Below are 18826 nucleotides of genomic sequence, written 5' to 3' on the forward strand. Positions count from 1 at the left end.
GCACTCAGCTGCATTCGCAGGGAATTTACGCAGAATTCATAAGCCGTTGTGGATTATGGTAATTGATGATGGGTTCGAAACCATTCAATCGTATCGCCCATCGACTGCTGAAACGTTTTTTGTGGATGATAATTCAGTTCCTGTTGAGCCTTCTGTGCACTGAAATCCAGGTTCAGACCCAGAAACTTGATCCGCGCCTGTGACAGGATGGGCGCCTGCTTCTTTCCCAGGAATCTCCAGAGGCCTTCCATCACGCGCGCCAGGTTTTTCGCAACCGGCAGTGGAACTACTTTTTTCGGAGGCTGGTATTCAGCCAGTTCCGCGATGGTGGAAATGAATTCACGTTTACTGACCAGTGAAACATCGGTGATATTGTACGTCTGACTTAATGCCTCTTCATTGAACAAAGCCAGAAAGATCGCATCGACCAGATGTTCGACATAGGTGTTATTCATCAGCTTTTCAGGACTGCCGAGGTAAGCGAATCGACCCGATTTCAATCGCTCCAGAATGCGTGGCAGGACGGTCCGGTCGCGGGGGCCATAAATAAATCCAGGGCGTAAAATGGTGTAGGGAATCGAATGCTTTCGCAGCAGTTGTTCTGATTCAATTTTGCTGAGTGTGTAACCATCGATGCCGGACGCATGCGGGGGCTCTGATTCGTCCGTGCCATAATGATCGCGGGCTTCATAGACGCCGAGTGAGCTGATGTGAATCAGGTGCCTGATCAAACATTGTTCTTCGAGTGCCGTCAGCAGATTTTCCAACCCCTTGACGTTCGTGTTACGGTATTCGTCGACACTCCCCCAGTCCCCTACTTTGGCAGCGGTATGGACGACAATGGTGACGCCAGTCAGGACGTCGCGCAGTGTTTTTTTATCGGTCAAATCGCCTTCAATCAGCTCGGTATCGAATTCTTTCAGGTATGCTGCCTGGTCAAGCGAACGAACCAGCGCGACCGTTGGTATGCCCGCTTCTCGTGCCCTCTGAATGACATGGCTGCCGACCAGACCTGTTCCTCCAGTCACAAGCAGTTTTTGTTCCGATTGAACGGTCATCTCTTTTTCCTGATTCCTGTCTGGGAGAAGGTGCTAAGTAAAAAAAATCAGAATGCTTCCGTTTGCAGTTGGGCGATGATCTGTTTTGAGCGTGGTCCCTGCCCCTGGAACCGGAATAGACGAGCTGTTGGCGATGTATGCTCGATATTGATCTGCAGGAGATCGCCGGGAAGGACCTCGCTGACTTTGTCGGCCCATTCGATCAGGCAGACGCCGTCGGAGTACAGCAGATCATCGGCACCCAGTTCGAGAAACTCGTCGGTATCACGCAGGCGATAGGTGTCGAAGTGATACAGGGGGAGCCGTCCCTGGTATTCCTGAATCAGGACAAAGGTCGGGCTGGTCACATCAGCCGGATCGACGTCGAGTGCCGCGGCAATTGCCTGAACCAGGCGGGTTTTGCCTGCTCCCAGGTTACCATTTAACGCGATGACCGTTCCCGGGGTCAGGTACTCTGCCAGTTTTAGCCCCAGTCGTTGTGTATCGAGTTCACTGGTTGATTCAAAAGTCCACTCAATTTCAGCTTGCAACGATGACTCTCTCGATAAAAATTGATTTTGAATACTCAATGATTCTGATGGTATAGCTGGTTTTCGCAAAGATCACAATACAAGCCGTTTCAAGCTGCATCAGGAAATGTAGTAAAACAGTGGGGCCGTCCAGCTTGGGCGATTCGCATTCTGCTCCCCTGCCCGGTAGAATACCTGTTGACTAACGACTTGAATTCCTGCCTTAAAGCTTTCCTGAACATGTCCCACGCCTATCGCAGCCTGATTTGCCTCACACTCACCCACATCATTGTTGACGCTTCCGCAATTGTCGTGGGGCCTTTGTGGGGAGAACTGGAACGGGTCCATTCTCTGACGGAAAATGGTCTGTTTCTCGTGCTGACCATTCATGCGCTGGCATCGTCCCTGGCACAACCGGTGTTTGGATACGTTCGAGATCGTTATCCGATCAAATCCATCTTGTGGCTGGGCCCTCTTCTGGGAGCCGTGATGATGCCGCTGGTCGGGCCGGCGAACAGTGTCTTTTTTCTCTGTGTGGCTTTGCTGCTGGGAGGAATCGGTATCGGTTCATTCCATCCTGAGGCAGCTGTGGTGGCGGGTTCCCTGATACCTGAACGCCGTACGCGGAGCCTGTCGCTTTTCATGTTCGGAGGAGCGATGGGGCTGGCGGTCGGACCGATCATCTGTGGCGCGATTGTTTCTACCTGGGGTTTGTCAAGTGTCTGGATTCTGGCGCCGCTGTATGCCGGTTTGATTATTGTGTTGTACCAGATTGGTAAACCACCGGCGGCTTTGTTTGAACGGGATCGTAAACAAAAGGCACAGTCCCTGTCGCAGATGCTGGAGGGACGTGTGCCGCTGGCTCTGTTTCTGTTTATGGTCTGTTCGCTCAGACTGGTTCCCAATATGGCGATGGACAAACTGATTTCGTTCATTCTGAAAGATCAGAATGTTTCTGCGTTTCAGATTGGTCTGATTCAGTCCGTCTTTCTGTTTTCAGCCAGTGCCGGGATGTTGCTGATGGCATTTCGATTCAAATCCGGCCATGAAAAATTATTCATGATTGTCTGTCCGCTGCTGGGCATTCCGCTGATGCTGGTACTGGGCTGGGAAGGCTGTCCGATCTGGTTGATGACGCTGATGCTGATTCCCAGTGGTCTGATTTTGTGGGGCACGAGTCCTGCGATGGTCTCTTATTCGCATCAGCTGTTCCCCAAAGGGGGAGGTGTGGCGTCCGCGATTACGATGGGGATGGCCTGGGGCGGTGGTGGTATGATTCAGGCGAAGATCACCAGTCACTTTGTCGCGCTGGGAATTCCTCAGCGTGCATTTCATGCCATCATTCCCTGCCTGCTGCTGGCAACGGTGGGAGCGATACTGTTACCTTCGCTTTCATCGGCACTGCAATCCAAAACGGAATCGGTCGAAACTGCGTGATTGACGTCTGCTAGAGTCCTGAAAAGCAGACGTTTTCGAGTGTTCAAGACAATTTTATAAAAAAATGGGGAGCGGGATCACTGAATTCCCTGTCTGTCAACAGCGTCGGCACAAGATATGGTATGCGAATCTCAATCGGTCAAAATATTCGCTCAAAATGGTCGATTCGCTGGACAGCATCCGGGGGCGGTACTAAGATCCGCTCACTCAAGTGATTCAGAAAGTTTGGAATGAATCATTTGAAGTTACTGAGAATTGATCAGTAGCAGACGGACCGAAGGAACGGACCGCTAGAAGAGAATGGATTCTATTTCAAATCGTTCGATAGGGGGGATATTTCATCCGCTCGAACGCACTTCGAATGCGAATCTCTACGCAAACCGCTTCCTTCCATCCGCAGAATTTGGGGAAATCCCGTTTAGCCCCCAACTGTTTTTTGACCGCACAGGAAGTGCACTGAAGTGAAGGATGGATTCGATGTCTAAAAAACCCTTGATCGGAATTACTGGAGACTTTCGCCCCGAGCAAAAAGAGTCTCAGGCTTTAAGCTGGTTCTTTACCGGATACTATGATTCTGTAACAGACGCCGGCGGTATTCCCGTGATGATGCCTCCCCTGTCTGACGACGATGACTTGAAACAGTTTCTGGAACAGCTGGATGGTCTGATTCTTTCCGGTTGTGCATTAGACCTGGATCCGATCCGTCTGGGATTCGAAAAACACCCCGCTTCCCGCGCCATGCCTTTACGTCGCGAAGATTTTGATCGTCGTGTCTGCACGATGGCCATGGAAATGAAAATGCCTCTGCTGGCAATTGGTTCGGGTATGCAGCTGATGAACGTCATCAGTGGCGGCACACTGCATCAGCATGTGACTGAAGATGTCCCCGGTGCCATGTATCATCGTGATGGCGTGGAAACAAACCTGCGTCATATCATCAATATCGAACCAGGAACCCGCGTTGATAAAATGTATGGTCCCGGCGAAATTCGTGTGAACAGCCAGCATCATATGGCTGTCAAATATGTATCGAAAATGTTTGTCGTTTCGGCAACTGCTCCTGATGGTGTGATCGAAGCCATCGAAGTTCCCGATGAAGACTGGTTCTGTGTCGGCGTGCAATGGCATCCACAGAATCATTCTGCGTCTGCTCTCGATATGCAGGTCTTCGAAAACTTCCTGGCTGCCTGTGAAGAGCCCGAACCACAAATTCTGCAAATGCCTGTCCGCAAAGCTGCTTAACCCACAGAGGGGTTACCGGCGGGGTTCCTGTCTGTTGAGGGTAGACGGGAGTCGCTGCAGCTTTGTGTCATCGTGATACGATGAACTCGAAATCGGCAAGTCATTACGACTTGCCGATTTTTTTCTTTACCGGTCTGGCAGTCGGAAAATTTGAACTTGTAACGGTTATTCTGACGATAACGATAATATCACCATCGAAATGGACGGGAGCTGACGACGAATCTGATTCGATCCCGATTCGATTAAAATCTGTAACCCGCAATGAGAAAACGGTTTATCGCTGTTGTTCGGCACCCGTTTTCCACGTCTGAGCCCGAAAAGATCATATGACGACTGCCCAATATAAGGTCGACCTGAGTATATACAGTGGTCCATTAGACCTGCTGTTATACCTGATTCGGCGGAATGAACTGGACATTCTCGACCTGCCTGTCGCCTCGATTACGGCATCATTCAATGAGTTTCTGGATGTGCTGGAACTGATCGATCTGGACCTGGTGGGTGACTTTATTCTGATGGCCAGCACTCTGGCTGAAATCAAAAGCCGGATGGTTCTCCCTCGTGCGGAAGAAGAAGAAATCGCGGAAGTCATTGATGATCCCCGCAGCGATCTGATTCAACAGCTGCTGGAATACAAAAAATTCAAAGATGCCGCCAATGCGCTGGAAGAACATGCCGCCGAATGGCAGGAACATTATCCGCGACTCTCCGATGAACGACCAAAGTCGGGTAAAGATCCTTCTGAAGACCTGATTAAAGAGGTCGAGCTCTGGGACCTGGTCAGCGCACTCGCTCGTGTTGTGAAACGAAAAGAAGTCGAAGAACACTCCAGCATTACCTACGATGACACGCCGATCTCCACTTATGTGGAACGTATCGGCGCGCGTGTTCGTGCCGAGCAGCGGGTTACATTCAGCAGTTTCTTCGAAGGCGAAAAATTACGCAGCCGGATTACGGGGATCTTCCTGGCAATTCTGGAACTGTTGCGTCATCATCACTTCCGGGCCGATCAACCTGTCGAACATGGTGAAATCTGGGTGATGGCTCCCCTGGAAGAGACAGAAGAAGCTCCGACAGAGACTGCAGATCAGGAGTCTACAACTGAAGTGCCAGAAAATCCTGAATCTGCTTCTGAAGCGCCTGCCCCGCTGGAAGCTTCTGCTGAAGACGAACAGGAGTCTGACGTACTGGAGTCTGACGTACTGGAGTCTGACGTACTGGAGTCTGGCAGATTGGAGTCTGGCAGATTGGAGTCTGGCAGATTGGAGTCCAACGAACCCGAGACGGAAGAATAGTCCGTTTTCAAGGTGTCCTTTCTCCTGAGTTCCACTTCTTTCGGTGCGGCAGAGCCAGTCCCTTTCTTAATGGCCTGTCGACTCTCTACAATACAGGCTGAGAGTCCATTTCCTGTCTGAGCGCCCCGTAAGGATTACTGCAGGGGCTGAATCCGGAGACTGCAAGCAACCATGTCTGTGTTTCAACTGAAGAGTGAATTTCAGCCCTCGGGCGATCAGCCGGCGGCCATTGAAAGCCTGGTGAAAGGGATCAAGGCAGGCAAATCGGATCAGGTTCTGCTGGGGGTGACCGGCTCCGGTAAAACCTTCACGATGGCGAATGTGATTGCCGAGCTGGGCCGCCCTGCTCTGATCCTCTCGCATAACAAGACACTGGCAGCGCAGCTCTATTCCGAATTCAGGGAATTCTTTCCCGATAACGCCGTCAGTTACTTCGTCAGCTATTACGATTATTATCAGCCGGAAGCGTACATCCCGCAGCGTGATATTTATATTGAGAAAGACGCGTCCATCAATGATGAAATCGATCGTCTGCGTCTGCTCGCGACCAGTGCGCTCGTCAGCCGTCGTGATGTGATTGTGGTTGCCAGCGTCAGCTGCATCTACGGTCTGGGTTCGCCCAAGGATTATCTGGAGATGATGATTCCATTGCGCGTGGGGGAAGAAATCGACCGGGATGAAATGTTGCGCAGGCTGATCGATATTCAGTATGACCGTAATAATGTGGAACTGGCGAGAGCGAGATTCCGGGTGCGCGGCGATGTCGTGGAATGCTGGCCTGCGTATGAAGAGTTCGCCTTTCGGATTGAATTCTGGGGGGATGAAATTGAGAACCTGGCAATCATCGATCCGCTGACCGGCGAAGTGCTGCGGACCGTCAACGAGGCTTATATTTATCCGGCGAAGCATTTCGTGTTGCCGCAGGAACGAATCGAATCGGCAATCCAGGAGATTCAGACGGAGCTGGATGAGCGGATTCAGGTCCTGCAGAGCGAAGGCAAACTGCTGGAGTCGCAGCGACTAAGTGCGCGGACCCGTTATGACATGGAGTTGCTGGAAGAGGTGGGGTTCTGTCCGGGGATCGAGAACTACAGTCGCGCACTGGCGGGCAGAAAACCGGGATCTCCCCCTGATACACTGCTGGACTTCTTTCCCGAAGACTATCTGTTATTTGTGGACGAATCGCATGTGACGGTTTCACAGGTACGGGCGATGTTTGCCGGCGACCGATCGCGAAAGACGAATCTGGTCGATCATGGTTTTCGCCTGCCGATGGCGCTGGATAACCGCCCTCTCACATTTGATGAATGGAATGCACGACGGAAACAGACTGTGTTTGTCTCTGCGACGCCGGGGGACTGGGAACTGGAACGCGTTGAAGGTGAAGTCGTCGAGCAGGTCATTCGCCCCACCGGGCTGATCGACCCCGTCATTCGCATTGAGCCCGCGCGGGGACAGGTGCCTCATCTCAAAGAAGAGATTCTCAAGCGGATTGCCGTCCAGGAGCGGGTACTCGTGACGACGTTGACCAAGCGACTGGCAGAAGACCTGTCTTCCTATTTTCAGGAGGAAGGGATTCGCTGCGCCTGGCTGCATTCGGAACTGGATGCGTTTGAACGCGTGGAAATTCTGCGCGGCTTGCGTGAACAGAAATATGACGTGGTGGTCGGCATCAATCTGTTGCGGGAAGGTCTGGATATCCCGGAAGTCTCACTGGTCGCCATTCTGGACGCGGACAAGGAGGGCTTTCTGCGAAGCGAGACCAGCCTGATTCAGACAATCGGTCGTTCTGCCCGGCACGTGAATGCGGAAGTGATTCTGTACGCGGATCGTGTGACTCCCAGCATGCAGAATGCCATCGATGAAACTGAGCGACGACGGGCGATTCAGGAAGAGTATAACCGGGAGCATGGAATTACACCCGAGACGATCAAAAAAGCAATTAAGCGAGGGATCGAAGAAGAGATCGAAGCACGCCAGTTCGTGCGGGAGTCTGTCGGGTTCAAAGATGAGTCGGAGTACATTACCCAGGAGTTTCTGGGAGAACTGGAGCAGGAAATGCTGGAAGCAGCAGAGAAGCTGGAGTTCGAACGGGCCGCCTTGCTGCGCGATCGAATCGATGATCTGAAAAATCAGCGCAGCACTTCAGGTGGTTCGGCTCAGAAAAAGTCGTCGCGTTCCGGTAAAAAAGGGAAACGCCAGCGAAAACGACGGTAATCGTGTCAATTGGAAATCAGGAAAACTTCCCGTTGAGTGCCCTGCCTGTCAATGATGTGGGATGGGCGGCGACTTCAGCGGGCGTGCCTGTGACAACGATGTGGCCCCCCTCTGCTCCGGCCTGCGGTCCCAGGTCGATAATATGATCGGCTGCGCGAATCAGATCGAGATTATGTTCAATCAATATGATCGAATGCCCTGCTGTCAGCAGATACTGGAAACAGTTCAGGACGAATTGAATATCCAGTGGATGCAGGCCGCGCGTCGGTTCGTTCATCAGAAACAGGGTTCTGTTGCGACTGCTGGTGTTGAGGTATGCGGCCAGTTTCAAACGCTGGCATTCCCCGCCTGAAAGGGTAGGCAGAGGCTGCCCCAGAGGCAGGTATCCCAGGCCGACATCTTTCAGCTGTTTCAGTTTCTTCTGTAAGGCCGGCTGTCCGCGGAAAAAAGGAAAGGCTTCATCAACCGTTAGCTCCAGCACGTCAGCGATATTCAGTTTTCGATACTTGATTTCCAGAACTTCCCGCTGATACTGTTTGCCGTGACATTCCTGGCAGTCGATGGTTAAGTCGGCGAGAAACTGCAGGTCGATTTCGATTTTGCCCGTTCCTTTGCAAACCGGGCAGCGGCCTCCCGACTTGCTGTTGAAACTGAAATGGCCCGCGGAAAGATTTCGCAGTTTTGCGTCTGGTGTCTGCGCGAAGATCGTGCGGATTTCGTCGAACAGATTCAGGTAAGTTGCCGGGATACTGCGCGGGTTCTGTCCTGTCAGTGAGTGATCGAGCAGGATGACTTCGTCAATCTGTTCCGCGCCGGAGATCGACTGGCAACCAGTGTCTGCCTGGCTGCTGTCCGTGTCGGTAAGTTGCGCTGCGAGCATGGGAAACAGTGTCTGCTCAATCAAGCTGCTCTTCCCGCTCCCGCTGATGCCGGTGACAACGCATAATTGCCGCAATGGGAATTGGACTGTGATGTTCTGCAGGTTGTTGCGAGATGCTTCCGTCAGTGTGATCCACTCGGAAGCCGGCTGGTCCGGCTCCGATTTCAGGGGGCTCGTTTCTGTTGCATTCAGGAACTGACCGGTGGGAGAGCGGTTACTGGTGATCAACTCTTCCAGTGTGCCGGAAAAGACGACTTCCCCCCCTGCCTTGCCTGCTTCCGGTCCCAGTTCGATGATGTGTTCTGCCGCGCGGATGAATGTGGGATCGTGTTCGACAATGAGCAGTGTATTGTTGAGCTGTCGCAGTTTCTGCAGGACGTTAATGACACGATGGCTGTCGGCGGGATGCAGCCCTGAAGAAGGTTCATCCAGTACATAGAGGGTGTTGACCAGATTCGATGACAGGATCGACGTGAGCGCCGTCCTCTGGATTTCACCACTGGAGAGAGTAGAACGCGTGCGATTTAAAGTAAGGTAACCCAGCCCCAGTTCGTTCATCAACGCGAGTCGTTCCCGGACCTCCCGTAAGACGGGGGCCAGTGGTTTGGCTTCTGTTGCAGTCAGTCCTTTCGAATACTGTTGCAGCCAGGTGTATGCCTGCTGGATCGACAGTTGACCGAGTTGATCGATATTCAGTTCCTGGATGCGAACAGCGAGCGCGGAAGCATTCAGGCGGCTGCCCTGACATTGGGGGCAGGTTTCAGCAGAGCTAAATCCGGATCCGCCGCAATTCGTACAGGCACCGCTGGGGCTGAAGAAATTAAAGAGCTGTGGTTCTGGCCGGGCAAATTCCTGCTGACATTGCGGACAAGACAGTTTCGCTGAAAAGTCAAAACGAAATGCTTGCTGCTGCCCGATTTGGAAGGGGGAGCCCGTTGTCCGGTCTGTGAGAGGTTGCATGACCAGGAGGGTTGCCAGCCCCGAGGATTCGGTGAAGGCGAACTCCAGGCTTTCCCGAATGCGCTGCTCGTCGATCGATTTTGTCGTCAGGCGGTCGAGTACCACCAGGATTTCACGTTCCTCGGTTTCAAGCTGAGACAGTACATCAGTCAGGTCGTCAGAGAGTTGGTATTCTTCGTGATTCAGAATGAAACGATTGAGCCCCTGTTGTTTCAGTTCCTGAATGATTTCAGACGGGGATTGCTCTTCCGTCATGACCGGATAACAGATCTGATAGCGCAATCCGGTAGCCAGGGATTGAATGAATGCCAGCACGGAATCTGGCGACTGCGGAGCGACGGGAACATTGCATTCAGGGCAGAAAATCTGGCCTGATGCAGCAAACAGGAGTCGCAGGTAATGCTGGATTCCCGATTCAATGCCGGCTGTGGACTCCAGGCCTCGAGAGTAAAATTGACGCTGACTGGCGTTTTGCCTGAGGGCAATGGCCGGGGGAATTTGTGTGATCTGGTCCGCGTCCGGTTTAGGAAGCTGGTTCAAATACTGTCGGGCGGAGGGAGAGAGGGTTTCCAGGTAGCGTCTCTGGCCTTCCGCGTAGAGGGTGTCGAAGGCGAGGCTGGTCTTGCCCGAACCGCTGACGCCGCAAACTGCGATCAGCTGGTTCAAGGGAATATCAAGATCGATATTTTTCAGGTTATGAACCCGAACACCACGCACCTGGATGAGAGACGAAGGGGGCTGGGATGTGGTTTCGTCAGGCACGTGTGTGGTCATAAGCTGTCAGTTTCAGGCAGCGTCAGAAGCATCCAGATAATTGCTGATCCGGTTTTTGGGTGAAAGTCCGGGGGCAAAATCCTGTTCAGAGCGTTCCAGTCGGTACTGCAGGACGTAAGCGTCTTCGCCGGCATCCTCGAAGTAGTTTCGTAAAACGGAAACCGCACGGAAATCCATTTTACGGAAGAAAAGCTGTGCTGACAGGTTGGTTTCCCGAACTTCCAAGGCGATCTCGCGACGGCGTTGCTGTGACAGTTTATCAATCACGCGTTGTACCATCTGGCGACCGATGCCCTGCTGACGAAATTCAGGAGCGACTGCAAAGTTGAGGACCTGAATCATGGATTTATGGAGTTCATAAATCATGAAGCCAACGATCTGATGGTTGTGTTCGGCGACCATGCCGATGCAGTTGCGTTGTCTCAGGCAACTGAGAAAATACTCTTCAGACCAGGTGTATTCAAAGCTTTCTTCTTCAATCCGAAGAACTTCTGGCATGTCTCGACGGATCAGCCAGCGAATTTGTACCATCAAGTCCTGATTAGGGGGTTGATTGAGACTCATAGTCGCCTTCCTGCTACTGATAAGTTCTTCAATAAGTGCCGGGGTCTGTTGCTATTTTCGTCCTGAAAAAATACTGCATCAGTCCGGTGTTTAAGTGAATCTTTTTGGTTTGGACCAGGCGTCGAAACAGGTGATCATGATGGAGGATGTGATTCAGGGATTAGGACGCCTCGAATCGCGAGGTTGATTCGCGAAAGTTATCAGAAGTCGAAATCGGCGCACAGTCGAGTTTTTTATTTTTTTTCAAAATCTCATTGAAAGCAGATTGGAAACGGGGGGATCACAATGCTTCAAGCGCAGTACCAGACAGAACCTGTAATACTTTTGTCAGGCAGCAGACAAACGCTTAGTTTCTCTTACCCTTTTTTAGGAAGAGGCATTCGACGTTTAATGAGCAGGTGATTGATGACTTCTTCAATACCAGTCAGAGCCTGGATGCGTTTTGTGATATCCGGGCATTCACCGTCAAATTCCAGGACGCCTTTGAGGCAGACCCCATTTTTTGTGCGATGGACCACCAGAGAATTCAGGCAAACATCTGCATCTTCAGTCAATGCATGCTGAATTTCACATTCCAGAGAATGGGCGGCATTGAACTGCATAATGGCAGATCGAGCAGCGGTTTTGGCGGGAATTCGGTTAGTTTCGTGGGCGAGAGCTTTGTTTTTCATGTGGTTGTTCCTTTCACCACCAGATAAGATTCGGTCCATCCTTACAATGTCGAGGCGGGCTTGTCCTGCTAGGGCCTATCTTACCACTCAAAAAAGAAACTTATAGATGAAAAACAAAACTTCTTTGGATATTTGTTAAAAAGGATTAGTACCGCTGCAGTAAAAGGGCTGCGTCATTTTGACGTGGTGATAGTGCAGAGGGAATAGGGGATATTATTTATTGTGTAGATGGCTTCCAGGTAATAAGCGATATGCCCTTTCTCTGGTTTGTTTATTTTTGCTAAATACACACTTTCGTTAGCCGGAACATCGGTGGCTGTCCATTTTGAATCTCGGAAGTCTTTATCATCTGATAGTGCCGTCCATAATCGTACCTGAGCTGGTTTGCTGGAGCTGGTCAGCTTCAGTTCATAATCTTTTGAATTGTCCCAATCCAGCTTGGGTAGTTCTTTGCCGGTGGCCGCATGAATGAAGAAAGCCGCCAGTGTCTGTAGTGCATATTCCACTCCTCCACCCAGGTCATGGCCGGCATTGGGAACCTGGAGGATATATTTTGGACCTACCAGATCTGACCAGTAAAAACGCATGGCATCGACGACCCAGTAAGGGTCATTGGTGCCATTGATCAGAAGCTTGGGAAGTTTGAGCTGCTGGCGGTAAGTGTAAGGATCCATCATCAGGCGCAGTCGTTTTTCCCGCTCCGTTTCCTCGCCTTCCACAATCAGTCCTTTGCTGGTGTAATCAATAATCTGTACGCTGTATTTTCCCCACGTGTTGATCTGATGTTTCATCTGGTCCCGAAAATTCAGGGTATCAATCACAATGGGTGCGGTAGCGATAATGCGCTTGTCCACAACAGGAGTCAGCCAACTGGTCCAGCCTCGTTTTGAAGCACCAGTGATGACAAAGCCATCGATAATCTGGCTCCGTTTTTCCAAGGCAATTTCCTGGATCGCGTCCATGGCTTTGACCGCGCTTTTCGCCATCGGGAATAGAAGCGGCCAGTTTTCATCTCCCGTTTTCAGATAGCGCAGCCAGGTTTCTGTAATCAGGTCGTCCTCTTTTTTTCCGTCGAACAAAGGCTGGTTGGGGACCTGTGTGAGTAATGCGACTCGGGCACCCGTGGTTTTGGCCAGCAGGAAAGCAGGCTTTAAGCGTTTTTGATTGGGCTGGCCTCCATTGCTGCCTCCCGTGACGAACAGCAGCACTTTACTGTTGATCTGCAGGTTGTCTGGTTCAAATATGTAGAGCCAGTGTTTCCAGGTGATCCCCTGCCAGGTCTGAGATGTCAGTTCCACCGGATAGGCAGTGACACCTTCGTGCGAGAACGAATCGTGGATTTCCCATTTATAAGCTGGTTCCTCTCGTTCGATGTACTTAAAGAATGCGTCTGGGATCTGGCTGGCTGCTTCCGGCCTGGTTGGGATATTTGAGTTTTCTGCAGCATGTGACGTCACAGAAACAGTAAGGGCCAGCAAGAGAAGCAAAGATTTGAGACGCATATCATTATTCCATTTTTCAGATGGGCGAGAATGGGATGTTCATTCAGGGCAGCTTCGTAAAACAGGTTTATGGGAAGCTGCTCGTGGAGATGGTTTAAAAGTGATCGACGTTATTTCGTTTTTAAATTGATTTCGTTCAGGTCTGCAGCTTGTCCTTCCGTTGCGGTCACCTTGTGTTCTGATTTCTCTGGGTTGGTATAACGGCCTTTCAACAGATCTTTTTCTGACCCAGGGCCTTTTTTCAACCATTTGAACGTAAGAGTATATTCTCCCGGGGGAACACCATCCCCCGAGACATAGGTGCTGATAAAAACTTTGCCGGAAGCATCGGTTGCTCCCGAGAGGACGCGGTTATCTACTCCTCCATTAATGGGATGGCAGGAGACCGTAACGCCTTCTTCCGGTTTTCCATCAACTAATACTCTTCCTGTTAAGGGAACTGTTTTTGCCCTGGGGCCCCCTTGGGGGGCAGAATCGCCGCATCCGAAAATAGTAAATATGATACAGAGTGAAAGAAGATTATTTACTGATTTCGTCCCAATCATTTTATGAGCTACGTCCTTTTTGCAACTAGTGGTATGCCATTGAAGGACCTCGCCCCGGAATAAAGGGTTGTGTCTGAATTCACAGGGCGAGGACAATAGATGACGGTTCTAGATGTGTCATCCTTCACATGTGTAAATGAGAACTTAAGAGAGGCTTAGAATTCTCCGATCGTTTCTCCGCTGGCGCGGCTTACGAGCGAAGCGAATATGATTCCCGAAAGGTTCTCGCTGAGAAATCGGACCGAACCATCTGCCAGTAAAATATGTGCACCCCCGACGTGGTAGGAGTACAGACCGGCAGCATAACGATTGGGATCGCTGTGTGATGACTCGGAACGGGCATTAGAACAGTTGATTGCGCAGGGGCCCCGGTCAGATGTACCATCAAAGAGTCTGCCAGTTAATTGCCATGTCCCGTTGAGTGGATCAGCCCAGGCACCTCCACCAAACGCTGCCTGAAACTGTGCTTCGGGGTCTGAGGAAGCCACTTGAACCCCTTTACGAATCAAGTTATTCCGGTTTGCCAGTTCGCCTGTTAAGATGGTGTTGGAAGCACCGTCGGTCATATCTCTTAGTTTACCTCCCGATCCTCCCTGGGTTGCGCTAGGGGCGCCTGCAACGGCGATAATACCTTCTGCCCATCCATTCCGGTCACTGCCTGATAAGCCTACTGCTGCCAGAAACTCATCCTGGACGACGGTAGTGCTAACATAGTCAATCGGACCTGCGTTAGTTAAGTTCAGCGCCTGGACGGGATTGAAGTCTGTACCCCCGGCTGGAATGGAAACATTGATCCGATTGCCACCGCCTGGTGAAGAGGGGCAAATATAGCTGGGGATGAATGTTTGAGTCGCGGCTGTATTGGTTGCAGTCCAGCAGTTGGAATTAAAATTGTATAAGTTGTAAGTGTTGGCCTGATCGACGTAGGGGAGGATGGCCAGTCCCCAGCTGTTTGAGGTCATGATCGCTCCCGTCGATCCATTTACAGCGAGTATCGCAGGCATGGGAAATCGCGAGTACGTGTCATGGTAGTTGTGGAATGCCAGTCCGATTTGCTTCAGGTTATTCTTGCAGGTAGAGCGGCGTGCGGCTTCTCTGGCCTGTTGTACTGCGGGAAGCAGCAGGGCGATTAATATGGCGATGATGGCGATGACAACAAGTAGTTCGATCAGAGTGAAGCCTGTTTTGAGGCGCGATTTCAGTTTCATCTTCTCTCTCCTTTGGCACATCGGAATAAGTTGTCTGTGAAGGGAATAAATTGAGTAAGAATACTTCTCTAGCTGACAGGTAGAATAAAAACTCCTTGTAATCGAAGTTCAGAAGTCGTGAGCAAGAATTTGCTGTTTTGTAGCTTAAAAAAACGGTCAGCCTGTTCAGGCTGCAGGTTTCCTCCACTCAGGTCGTTTAGGGAAATGAACAGGTAACGGCTGAGTATTCTTTCAGGATACCGAGGCAAAATTTCAGAATCCATAGCATTATCTATTAAATAGGTGAAAATACCAATTTTAATTTCTGGCAAAAAGGAATTGAAATTTTGGCTGGTTTCGGTGTGCGAGGGGGCTTGTTTTGGTGTGTGAGGTATCCGGAGGCCATTTGGATTTCCTGCCCCGGGGATCCTGGTCCACTTTCAAGTGGAGCAAAATGCTGCATTGAAAGTCGTGCCGAAGCGACCTGCGATGTGTTGTTTGTGTAATATTTACAAGCCAGTGTGCGGGGGACTGTTTTTTGAATTTCCAGGGTTGACCTGAATCAGAGAATTACGAGAATGCTCCTCACTTTAAGACCAGTCACATTCTGAACAGATCCAGTTCACATACCTTTGCCCGTTCGGGCGACCCGGATTTATTCACCACACGATCACGTCAAAGAAGTTTCCTTCCATCGATTCTTTAACCAAATGGTTTTCCTGGAATGCATGGTTCTTACCTCACATCCATGTCATCTTCATTAATGAGCTTGTCGCCTGGGACAATTGCGGTCAGCATCCGCTCGCTGATTCCCTCCGCAAGCTTTGTTGATTGTGCCGATGTTTTTGTGACTTCGATCCAGTCCGACAGTCGCTGCTGTCAGCCGGGAGATCTGTTTGCCGTCGTAAGCAGCACCAGGGAATGTGCTGAAAAGTATGTTCCTGAAGCGATTCAAAAAGGTGCGAAAGCAGTTCTGACGGAACGTCCCTTAACCGGTCTGCAGGTGCCCCAGTGTATTGTCCCCGATGTGCGTAAGGTCTATGCCCTGCTCTGTTCTGAACTTGCGGGACGACCTGCACGACGTCTGGAAACGGTCGGGGTAACCGGAACCAATGGAAAAACGACTGTCAGCTGGCTGGTACGCTCTATCCTGCAGAACTCAGGCAGGAGAACGGGGCTTTCGGGTACGGTTGAGTACCACGACGGTGTCTCATCCCGGCCTGCTTCATTGACCACGCCTGATGCGAATGAGCTCTCACAATTGCTGGCGGAAATGGTTTGCAGAAAAACCACGCATGCGGTGATGGAAGTTTCGAGCCACGCGCTGGACCAGAGTCGTCTGGAAGGTACCGCGCTTGCGGTGGGAATCATCACCAATGTCACGCAGGATCATTTCGATTACCATCAGAACTTTGGAAACTATGCTGCCTGTAAAGTCCGTCTGATTCAACATGTTAAGCCGGAAGGGACGGTGGTTCTGAACTGGGATGATCCCACTTGCCGTTCATTTGCATCCCAGGTGAAGTCATCACAGAGACTATTGACGTATTCTGTAGAAGGTCAGGCAGATGTGGTCGCTCAAAATCTGCAGGAATCAACGGCGGGAGCGAAGTTCGAAATTCAGTTTAACGGGGATTCCGTCCCGGTACGAACTTCACTGATCGGAACACATAATATTTCCAACTGTCTGGCTGCTGCCGCCGCCTGTCTCAGTCTGGGGCTCTCATTAGCCGAGATCGCTGCGGGAATTGAAAAACTGGCAGCTGTACCCGGCAGGATGGAACGCGTGGCCTGCGGTCAATCGTTTACCGTACTGATTGATTATGCTCACACAGATGACGCCTTGAGCCATGTGATTCGTTCCGCGAAACAGCTTTGCTCCGGGCGTGTTTTTTGTGTGTTCGGTGCTGGCGGAGATCGGGATACTGCAAAACGCAGGCTGCTGGGACTGGCGGGAAGTGAAGCGGATCGGGTGATCATCACCAGTGACAATCCCCGCAGTGAAGACCCCGAACAGATTATCAATGCGATTGCCGAAGGGTGTCGAATGAAAGGTGTTTCCCCTGAGCAGATTATTGATCGACGGGAAGCCATTCATCATGCTCTGTCAGAAGCCAGTGCGGGAGACCTGGTTCTCATCGCCGGTAAAGGACATGAAAACGAACAGATTATCGGCGATCAGATTATTCCCTTCAGTGATCAGCAGGTGGTCGAAAATTACTTTCGGAAAAAACGTATCGAAAATTCACACAAGGTGCCTGCATAACTGACACGGCGGCAGTCAATTCTTTTCCCGAGTATTTAGAAAAACAAAACAGGCCAATGGATCGTATCTCAATCAACACAATCAGCCAGGTGATTCGGAGAGGGGCTACCAACCCGCTTCAGGAACTGGCTGAGGTTGCAGGGATTTCCATTGATTCGCGTACGACACAGGAGAACGATCTGTTCTTTGCCATTCAGGGGCAACGGTTGGACGGGCATGAGTTTGTCAACCAGGCGCTGGCGCGTGGTGCTGTTGCCTGTGTGGTGAAACGGGGGAAAATCTCCGATCCTGGCTCTCAGCTCCTGCTGGAAGTCGAAGATGTCAATCACGCGTTGCTGCAGTTTGCCCGCTGGTATCGGGAGCAGCAGACCGCGCAGGTGATCGGCGTCACTGGCAGTGTGGGCAAAACGACCACACGCTCGATGATTTATACCGCGTTGTCGTCCTGCCTGAACGGGATTCAGAGCCCTGCGAACTTCAATAACGAATTCGGCGTGCCTTTAAGTATTGCGAAGATCGAAGCCTCTCATCAGTTTGCGGTGCTGGAGCTGGCGGCATCGCATGCGGGAGAAATTGGAACACTGGCTGAGATTGTCCAGCCTCAGATCGGCGTGATTACCGGCATCGGCCATTCGCATCTGGAACATTTTGGGACGCTGCAGCAGACCGCTGAAACCAAAGGGGCTCTGTTCGAACATCTGCCGGCATCAGGGTTGGCTGTGCTGTGTGGCGATGACCCGTTTGCCGACTATCTGGCTTCTCGAACCACTGCCCGGACGGTGCGGGTCGGTCTGGGAGCTGACAATGATTTGCAGGCGGTCGCGATTACACAGGATCAGCAAGGCATCTCGTTCCGGGTGAATGATCAGCAGTATCAGTTGCCGGTCGTGGGACGACACTTCATCAATGCTGCTCTGGCGGCGATTGCGGTGGCCCGGGAACTGGGGGGCTCGGAACAGGATGTGGCAGAGAGTCTGCGAAACTATGCGACGGTTCCGGGACGCTGTCATCGGATGCAGATTGGTAACTGGACTGTGATTGATGATACCTATAACGCCAGTCCCGATTCCATGCGGGCAGCGTGCCAGGTGTTACGCGACTATACCGGTACCGGCAAACGTATCCTGGTGATCGGCGATATGCTGGAACTGGGGCCGGAAAGTGAACGCTATCATCGGGAAATCGGAACGCTGGTTGCCGAATCTGGCATTGATCTACTGTTTGCCTGTGGAAAGCAGGCTGAGTCCGTGGCGCAGGGTGCCCGGTCTGCAGGAATGCCTCCAACTGAAATAATAACTGCTGCTGATGTGGAACTGCTGGCCCAGGATGTTGTGGAACATCTTGAACCGGGAGACGTTGTGCTAGTGAAAGGATCTCGCGGGATGCGGATGGAGCGTTTGCTGCAGCATCTTCAGCAGATTGTTTCAGAACAGGAAACAACAGGAGCGACGAAAATATCGTGTGTCTAAACTTGTGATTTCACCATATGCTTCGGGTTTGCGGGAATCCAGAGCGCGTCCGCTTCGGCGGACAAATCAGCGACGGAAATTGTGATTACTTGGGTCGATCACTCCACTGCTGTATTATGGTGAAATCATTTCCGGACGTCGGGATTGGGGTCTCGGCGTCCGGAGTCTTTTTATATTGTCCTATTGTGACGGAACGAAATTAACGACCGCCTCTCTGATTATGAGGCGAAACAGAAAAACTGATCTGGTT

At 51.4% G+C, this 18826-nt stretch carries 14 protein-coding genes; 6 read left to right on the forward strand and 8 right to left on the reverse strand.

Annotated elements, in window-relative coordinates; all coding sequences use genetic code 11:
* Positions 1 to 53: 53 nt before the first annotated feature.
* Both ACN0YN_RS04215 and tsaE read right to left on the reverse strand, forming a co-directional pair.
* Positions 54 to 1058: an NAD-dependent epimerase/dehydratase family protein gene (locus tag ACN0YN_RS04215; protein ID WP_417383737.1), complete on the reverse strand. Its 1005-nt coding sequence runs from the start codon at positions 1056 to 1058 to the stop codon at positions 54 to 56.
* Positions 1059 to 1105: 47 nt separating this feature from the next.
* Positions 1106 to 1588: a tRNA (adenosine(37)-N6)-threonylcarbamoyltransferase complex ATPase subunit type 1 TsaE gene (gene tsaE / locus ACN0YN_RS04220; protein ID WP_417383738.1), complete on the reverse strand. Its 483-nt coding sequence runs from the start codon at positions 1586 to 1588 to the stop codon at positions 1106 to 1108.
* 219 nt (positions 1589 to 1807) lie between these two features.
* On the opposite strand from tsaE, the gene ACN0YN_RS04225 reads away from it, so the two are divergent.
* The 4 genes from ACN0YN_RS04225 to uvrB all read left to right on the forward strand — a co-directional run bounded on the left by ACN0YN_RS04225 (position 1808) and on the right by uvrB (position 7758).
* Positions 1808 to 3004 carry an MFS transporter gene (locus tag ACN0YN_RS04225; RefSeq protein ID WP_417383739.1) on the forward strand — a complete coding sequence of 399 codons (1197 nt, stop codon included), beginning with the start codon at positions 1808 to 1810 and terminating at the stop codon, positions 3002 to 3004.
* A 477-nt stretch (positions 3005 to 3481) separates the two neighbouring features.
* A complete protein-coding gene (locus ACN0YN_RS04230; protein ID WP_417383740.1) occupies positions 3482 to 4246 on the forward strand; it encodes a gamma-glutamyl-gamma-aminobutyrate hydrolase family protein in 765 nt (254 codons plus the stop codon).
* A gap of 326 nt (positions 4247 to 4572) precedes the next feature.
* Positions 4573 to 5541: a segregation and condensation protein A gene (locus ACN0YN_RS04235; protein ID WP_417383741.1), complete on the forward strand. Its 969-nt coding sequence runs from the start codon at positions 4573 to 4575 to the stop codon at positions 5539 to 5541.
* A gap of 171 nt (positions 5542 to 5712) precedes the next feature.
* Complete coding sequence (gene uvrB, locus ACN0YN_RS04240) at positions 5713 to 7758, forward strand: excinuclease ABC subunit UvrB (RefSeq protein ID WP_417383742.1); 2046 nt, start codon at positions 5713 to 5715, stop codon at positions 7756 to 7758.
* Positions 7759 to 7774: 16 nt separating this feature from the next.
* Here the strand turns inward: uvrB and uvrA are convergent, their stop codons facing one another.
* From uvrA to ACN0YN_RS04270, 6 genes are all read right to left on the reverse strand, one after another.
* The gene (gene uvrA / locus ACN0YN_RS04245; RefSeq protein WP_417383743.1) at positions 7775 to 10372 is read right to left on the reverse strand and encodes an ABC-ATPase UvrA; all 2598 of its coding nucleotides are present in this window, start codon (positions 10370 to 10372) and stop codon (positions 7775 to 7777) included.
* A 12-nt stretch (positions 10373 to 10384) separates the two neighbouring features.
* The gene (gene rimI / locus ACN0YN_RS04250; protein ID WP_417383744.1) at positions 10385 to 10936 is read right to left on the reverse strand and encodes a ribosomal protein S18-alanine N-acetyltransferase; all 552 of its coding nucleotides are present in this window, start codon (positions 10934 to 10936) and stop codon (positions 10385 to 10387) included.
* Between the two features lie 356 nt (positions 10937 to 11292).
* The gene (locus tag ACN0YN_RS04255) at positions 11293 to 11607 is read right to left on the reverse strand and encodes a hypothetical protein (RefSeq protein ID WP_417383745.1); all 315 of its coding nucleotides are present in this window, start codon (positions 11605 to 11607) and stop codon (positions 11293 to 11295) included.
* 173 nt (positions 11608 to 11780) lie between these two features.
* Complete coding sequence (locus ACN0YN_RS04260) at positions 11781 to 13109, reverse strand: PhoPQ-activated pathogenicity-related family protein (protein ID WP_417383746.1); 1329 nt, start codon at positions 13107 to 13109, stop codon at positions 11781 to 11783.
* A 110-nt stretch (positions 13110 to 13219) separates the two neighbouring features.
* Positions 13220 to 13654, reverse strand: coding sequence for a hypothetical protein (locus ACN0YN_RS04265; protein WP_417383747.1), 435 nt, complete (start codon positions 13652 to 13654; stop codon positions 13220 to 13222).
* A gap of 155 nt (positions 13655 to 13809) precedes the next feature.
* Positions 13810 to 14862 (reverse strand): DUF1559 domain-containing protein, encoded by a 1053-nt coding sequence (locus ACN0YN_RS04270; protein WP_417383748.1) that lies wholly within the window; start codon positions 14860 to 14862, stop codon positions 13810 to 13812.
* A gap of 742 nt (positions 14863 to 15604) precedes the next feature.
* Here ACN0YN_RS04270 and ACN0YN_RS04275 point away from each other — a divergent pair.
* Positions 15605 to 17107, forward strand: a complete 1503-nt coding sequence (locus ACN0YN_RS04275; protein WP_417383749.1) for a UDP-N-acetylmuramoyl-L-alanyl-D-glutamate--2,6-diaminopimelate ligase — start codon at positions 15605 to 15607, stop codon at positions 17105 to 17107.
* 56 nt (positions 17108 to 17163) lie between these two features.
* Complete coding sequence (locus tag ACN0YN_RS04280) at positions 17164 to 18576, forward strand: UDP-N-acetylmuramoyl-tripeptide--D-alanyl-D-alanine ligase (protein ID WP_417383750.1); 1413 nt, start codon at positions 17164 to 17166, stop codon at positions 18574 to 18576.
* Positions 18577 to 18826 lie beyond the last annotated feature (250 nt).

This window comes from Gimesia sp., from assembly GCF_048260065.1.
Lineage (GTDB): Bacteria > Planctomycetota > Planctomycetia > Planctomycetales > Planctomycetaceae > Gimesia.

What these genes read in the sequence shown, in the direction of transcription:
- ACN0YN_RS04215 (WP_417383737.1), bottom strand. Translation starts at nt 1,058, where the DNA reads ATGACCGTTCAATCGGAACAAAAACTGCTTGTGACTGGAGGAACAGGT.
- ACN0YN_RS04225 (WP_417383739.1), top strand. Translation starts at nt 1,808, where the DNA reads ATGTCCCACGCCTATCGCAGCCTGATTTGCCTCACACTCACCCACATC.
- ACN0YN_RS04230 (WP_417383740.1), top strand. Translation starts at nt 3,482, where the DNA reads ATGTCTAAAAAACCCTTGATCGGAATTACTGGAGACTTTCGCCCCGAG.
- ACN0YN_RS04235 (WP_417383741.1), top strand. Translation starts at nt 4,573, where the DNA reads ATGACGACTGCCCAATATAAGGTCGACCTGAGTATATACAGTGGTCCA.
- uvrB (WP_417383742.1), top strand. Translation starts at nt 5,713, where the DNA reads ATGTCTGTGTTTCAACTGAAGAGTGAATTTCAGCCCTCGGGCGATCAG.
- uvrA (WP_417383743.1), bottom strand. Translation starts at nt 10,372, where the DNA reads ATGACCACACACGTGCCTGACGAAACCACATCCCAGCCCCCTTCGTCT.
- rimI (WP_417383744.1), bottom strand. Translation starts at nt 10,936, where the DNA reads ATGAGTCTCAATCAACCCCCTAATCAGGACTTGATGGTACAAATTCGC.
- ACN0YN_RS04255 (WP_417383745.1), bottom strand. Translation starts at nt 11,607, where the DNA reads ATGAAAAACAAAGCTCTCGCCCACGAAACTAACCGAATTCCCGCCAAA.
- ACN0YN_RS04260 (WP_417383746.1), bottom strand. Translation starts at nt 13,109, where the DNA reads ATGCGTCTCAAATCTTTGCTTCTCTTGCTGGCCCTTACTGTTTCTGTG.
- ACN0YN_RS04265 (WP_417383747.1), bottom strand. Translation starts at nt 13,654, where the DNA reads ATGATTGGGACGAAATCAGTAAATAATCTTCTTTCACTCTGTATCATA.
- ACN0YN_RS04270 (WP_417383748.1), bottom strand. Translation starts at nt 14,862, where the DNA reads ATGAAACTGAAATCGCGCCTCAAAACAGGCTTCACTCTGATCGAACTA.
- ACN0YN_RS04275 (WP_417383749.1), top strand. Translation starts at nt 15,605, where the DNA reads ATGAGCTTGTCGCCTGGGACAATTGCGGTCAGCATCCGCTCGCTGATT.
- ACN0YN_RS04280 (WP_417383750.1), top strand. Translation starts at nt 17,164, where the DNA reads ATGGATCGTATCTCAATCAACACAATCAGCCAGGTGATTCGGAGAGGG.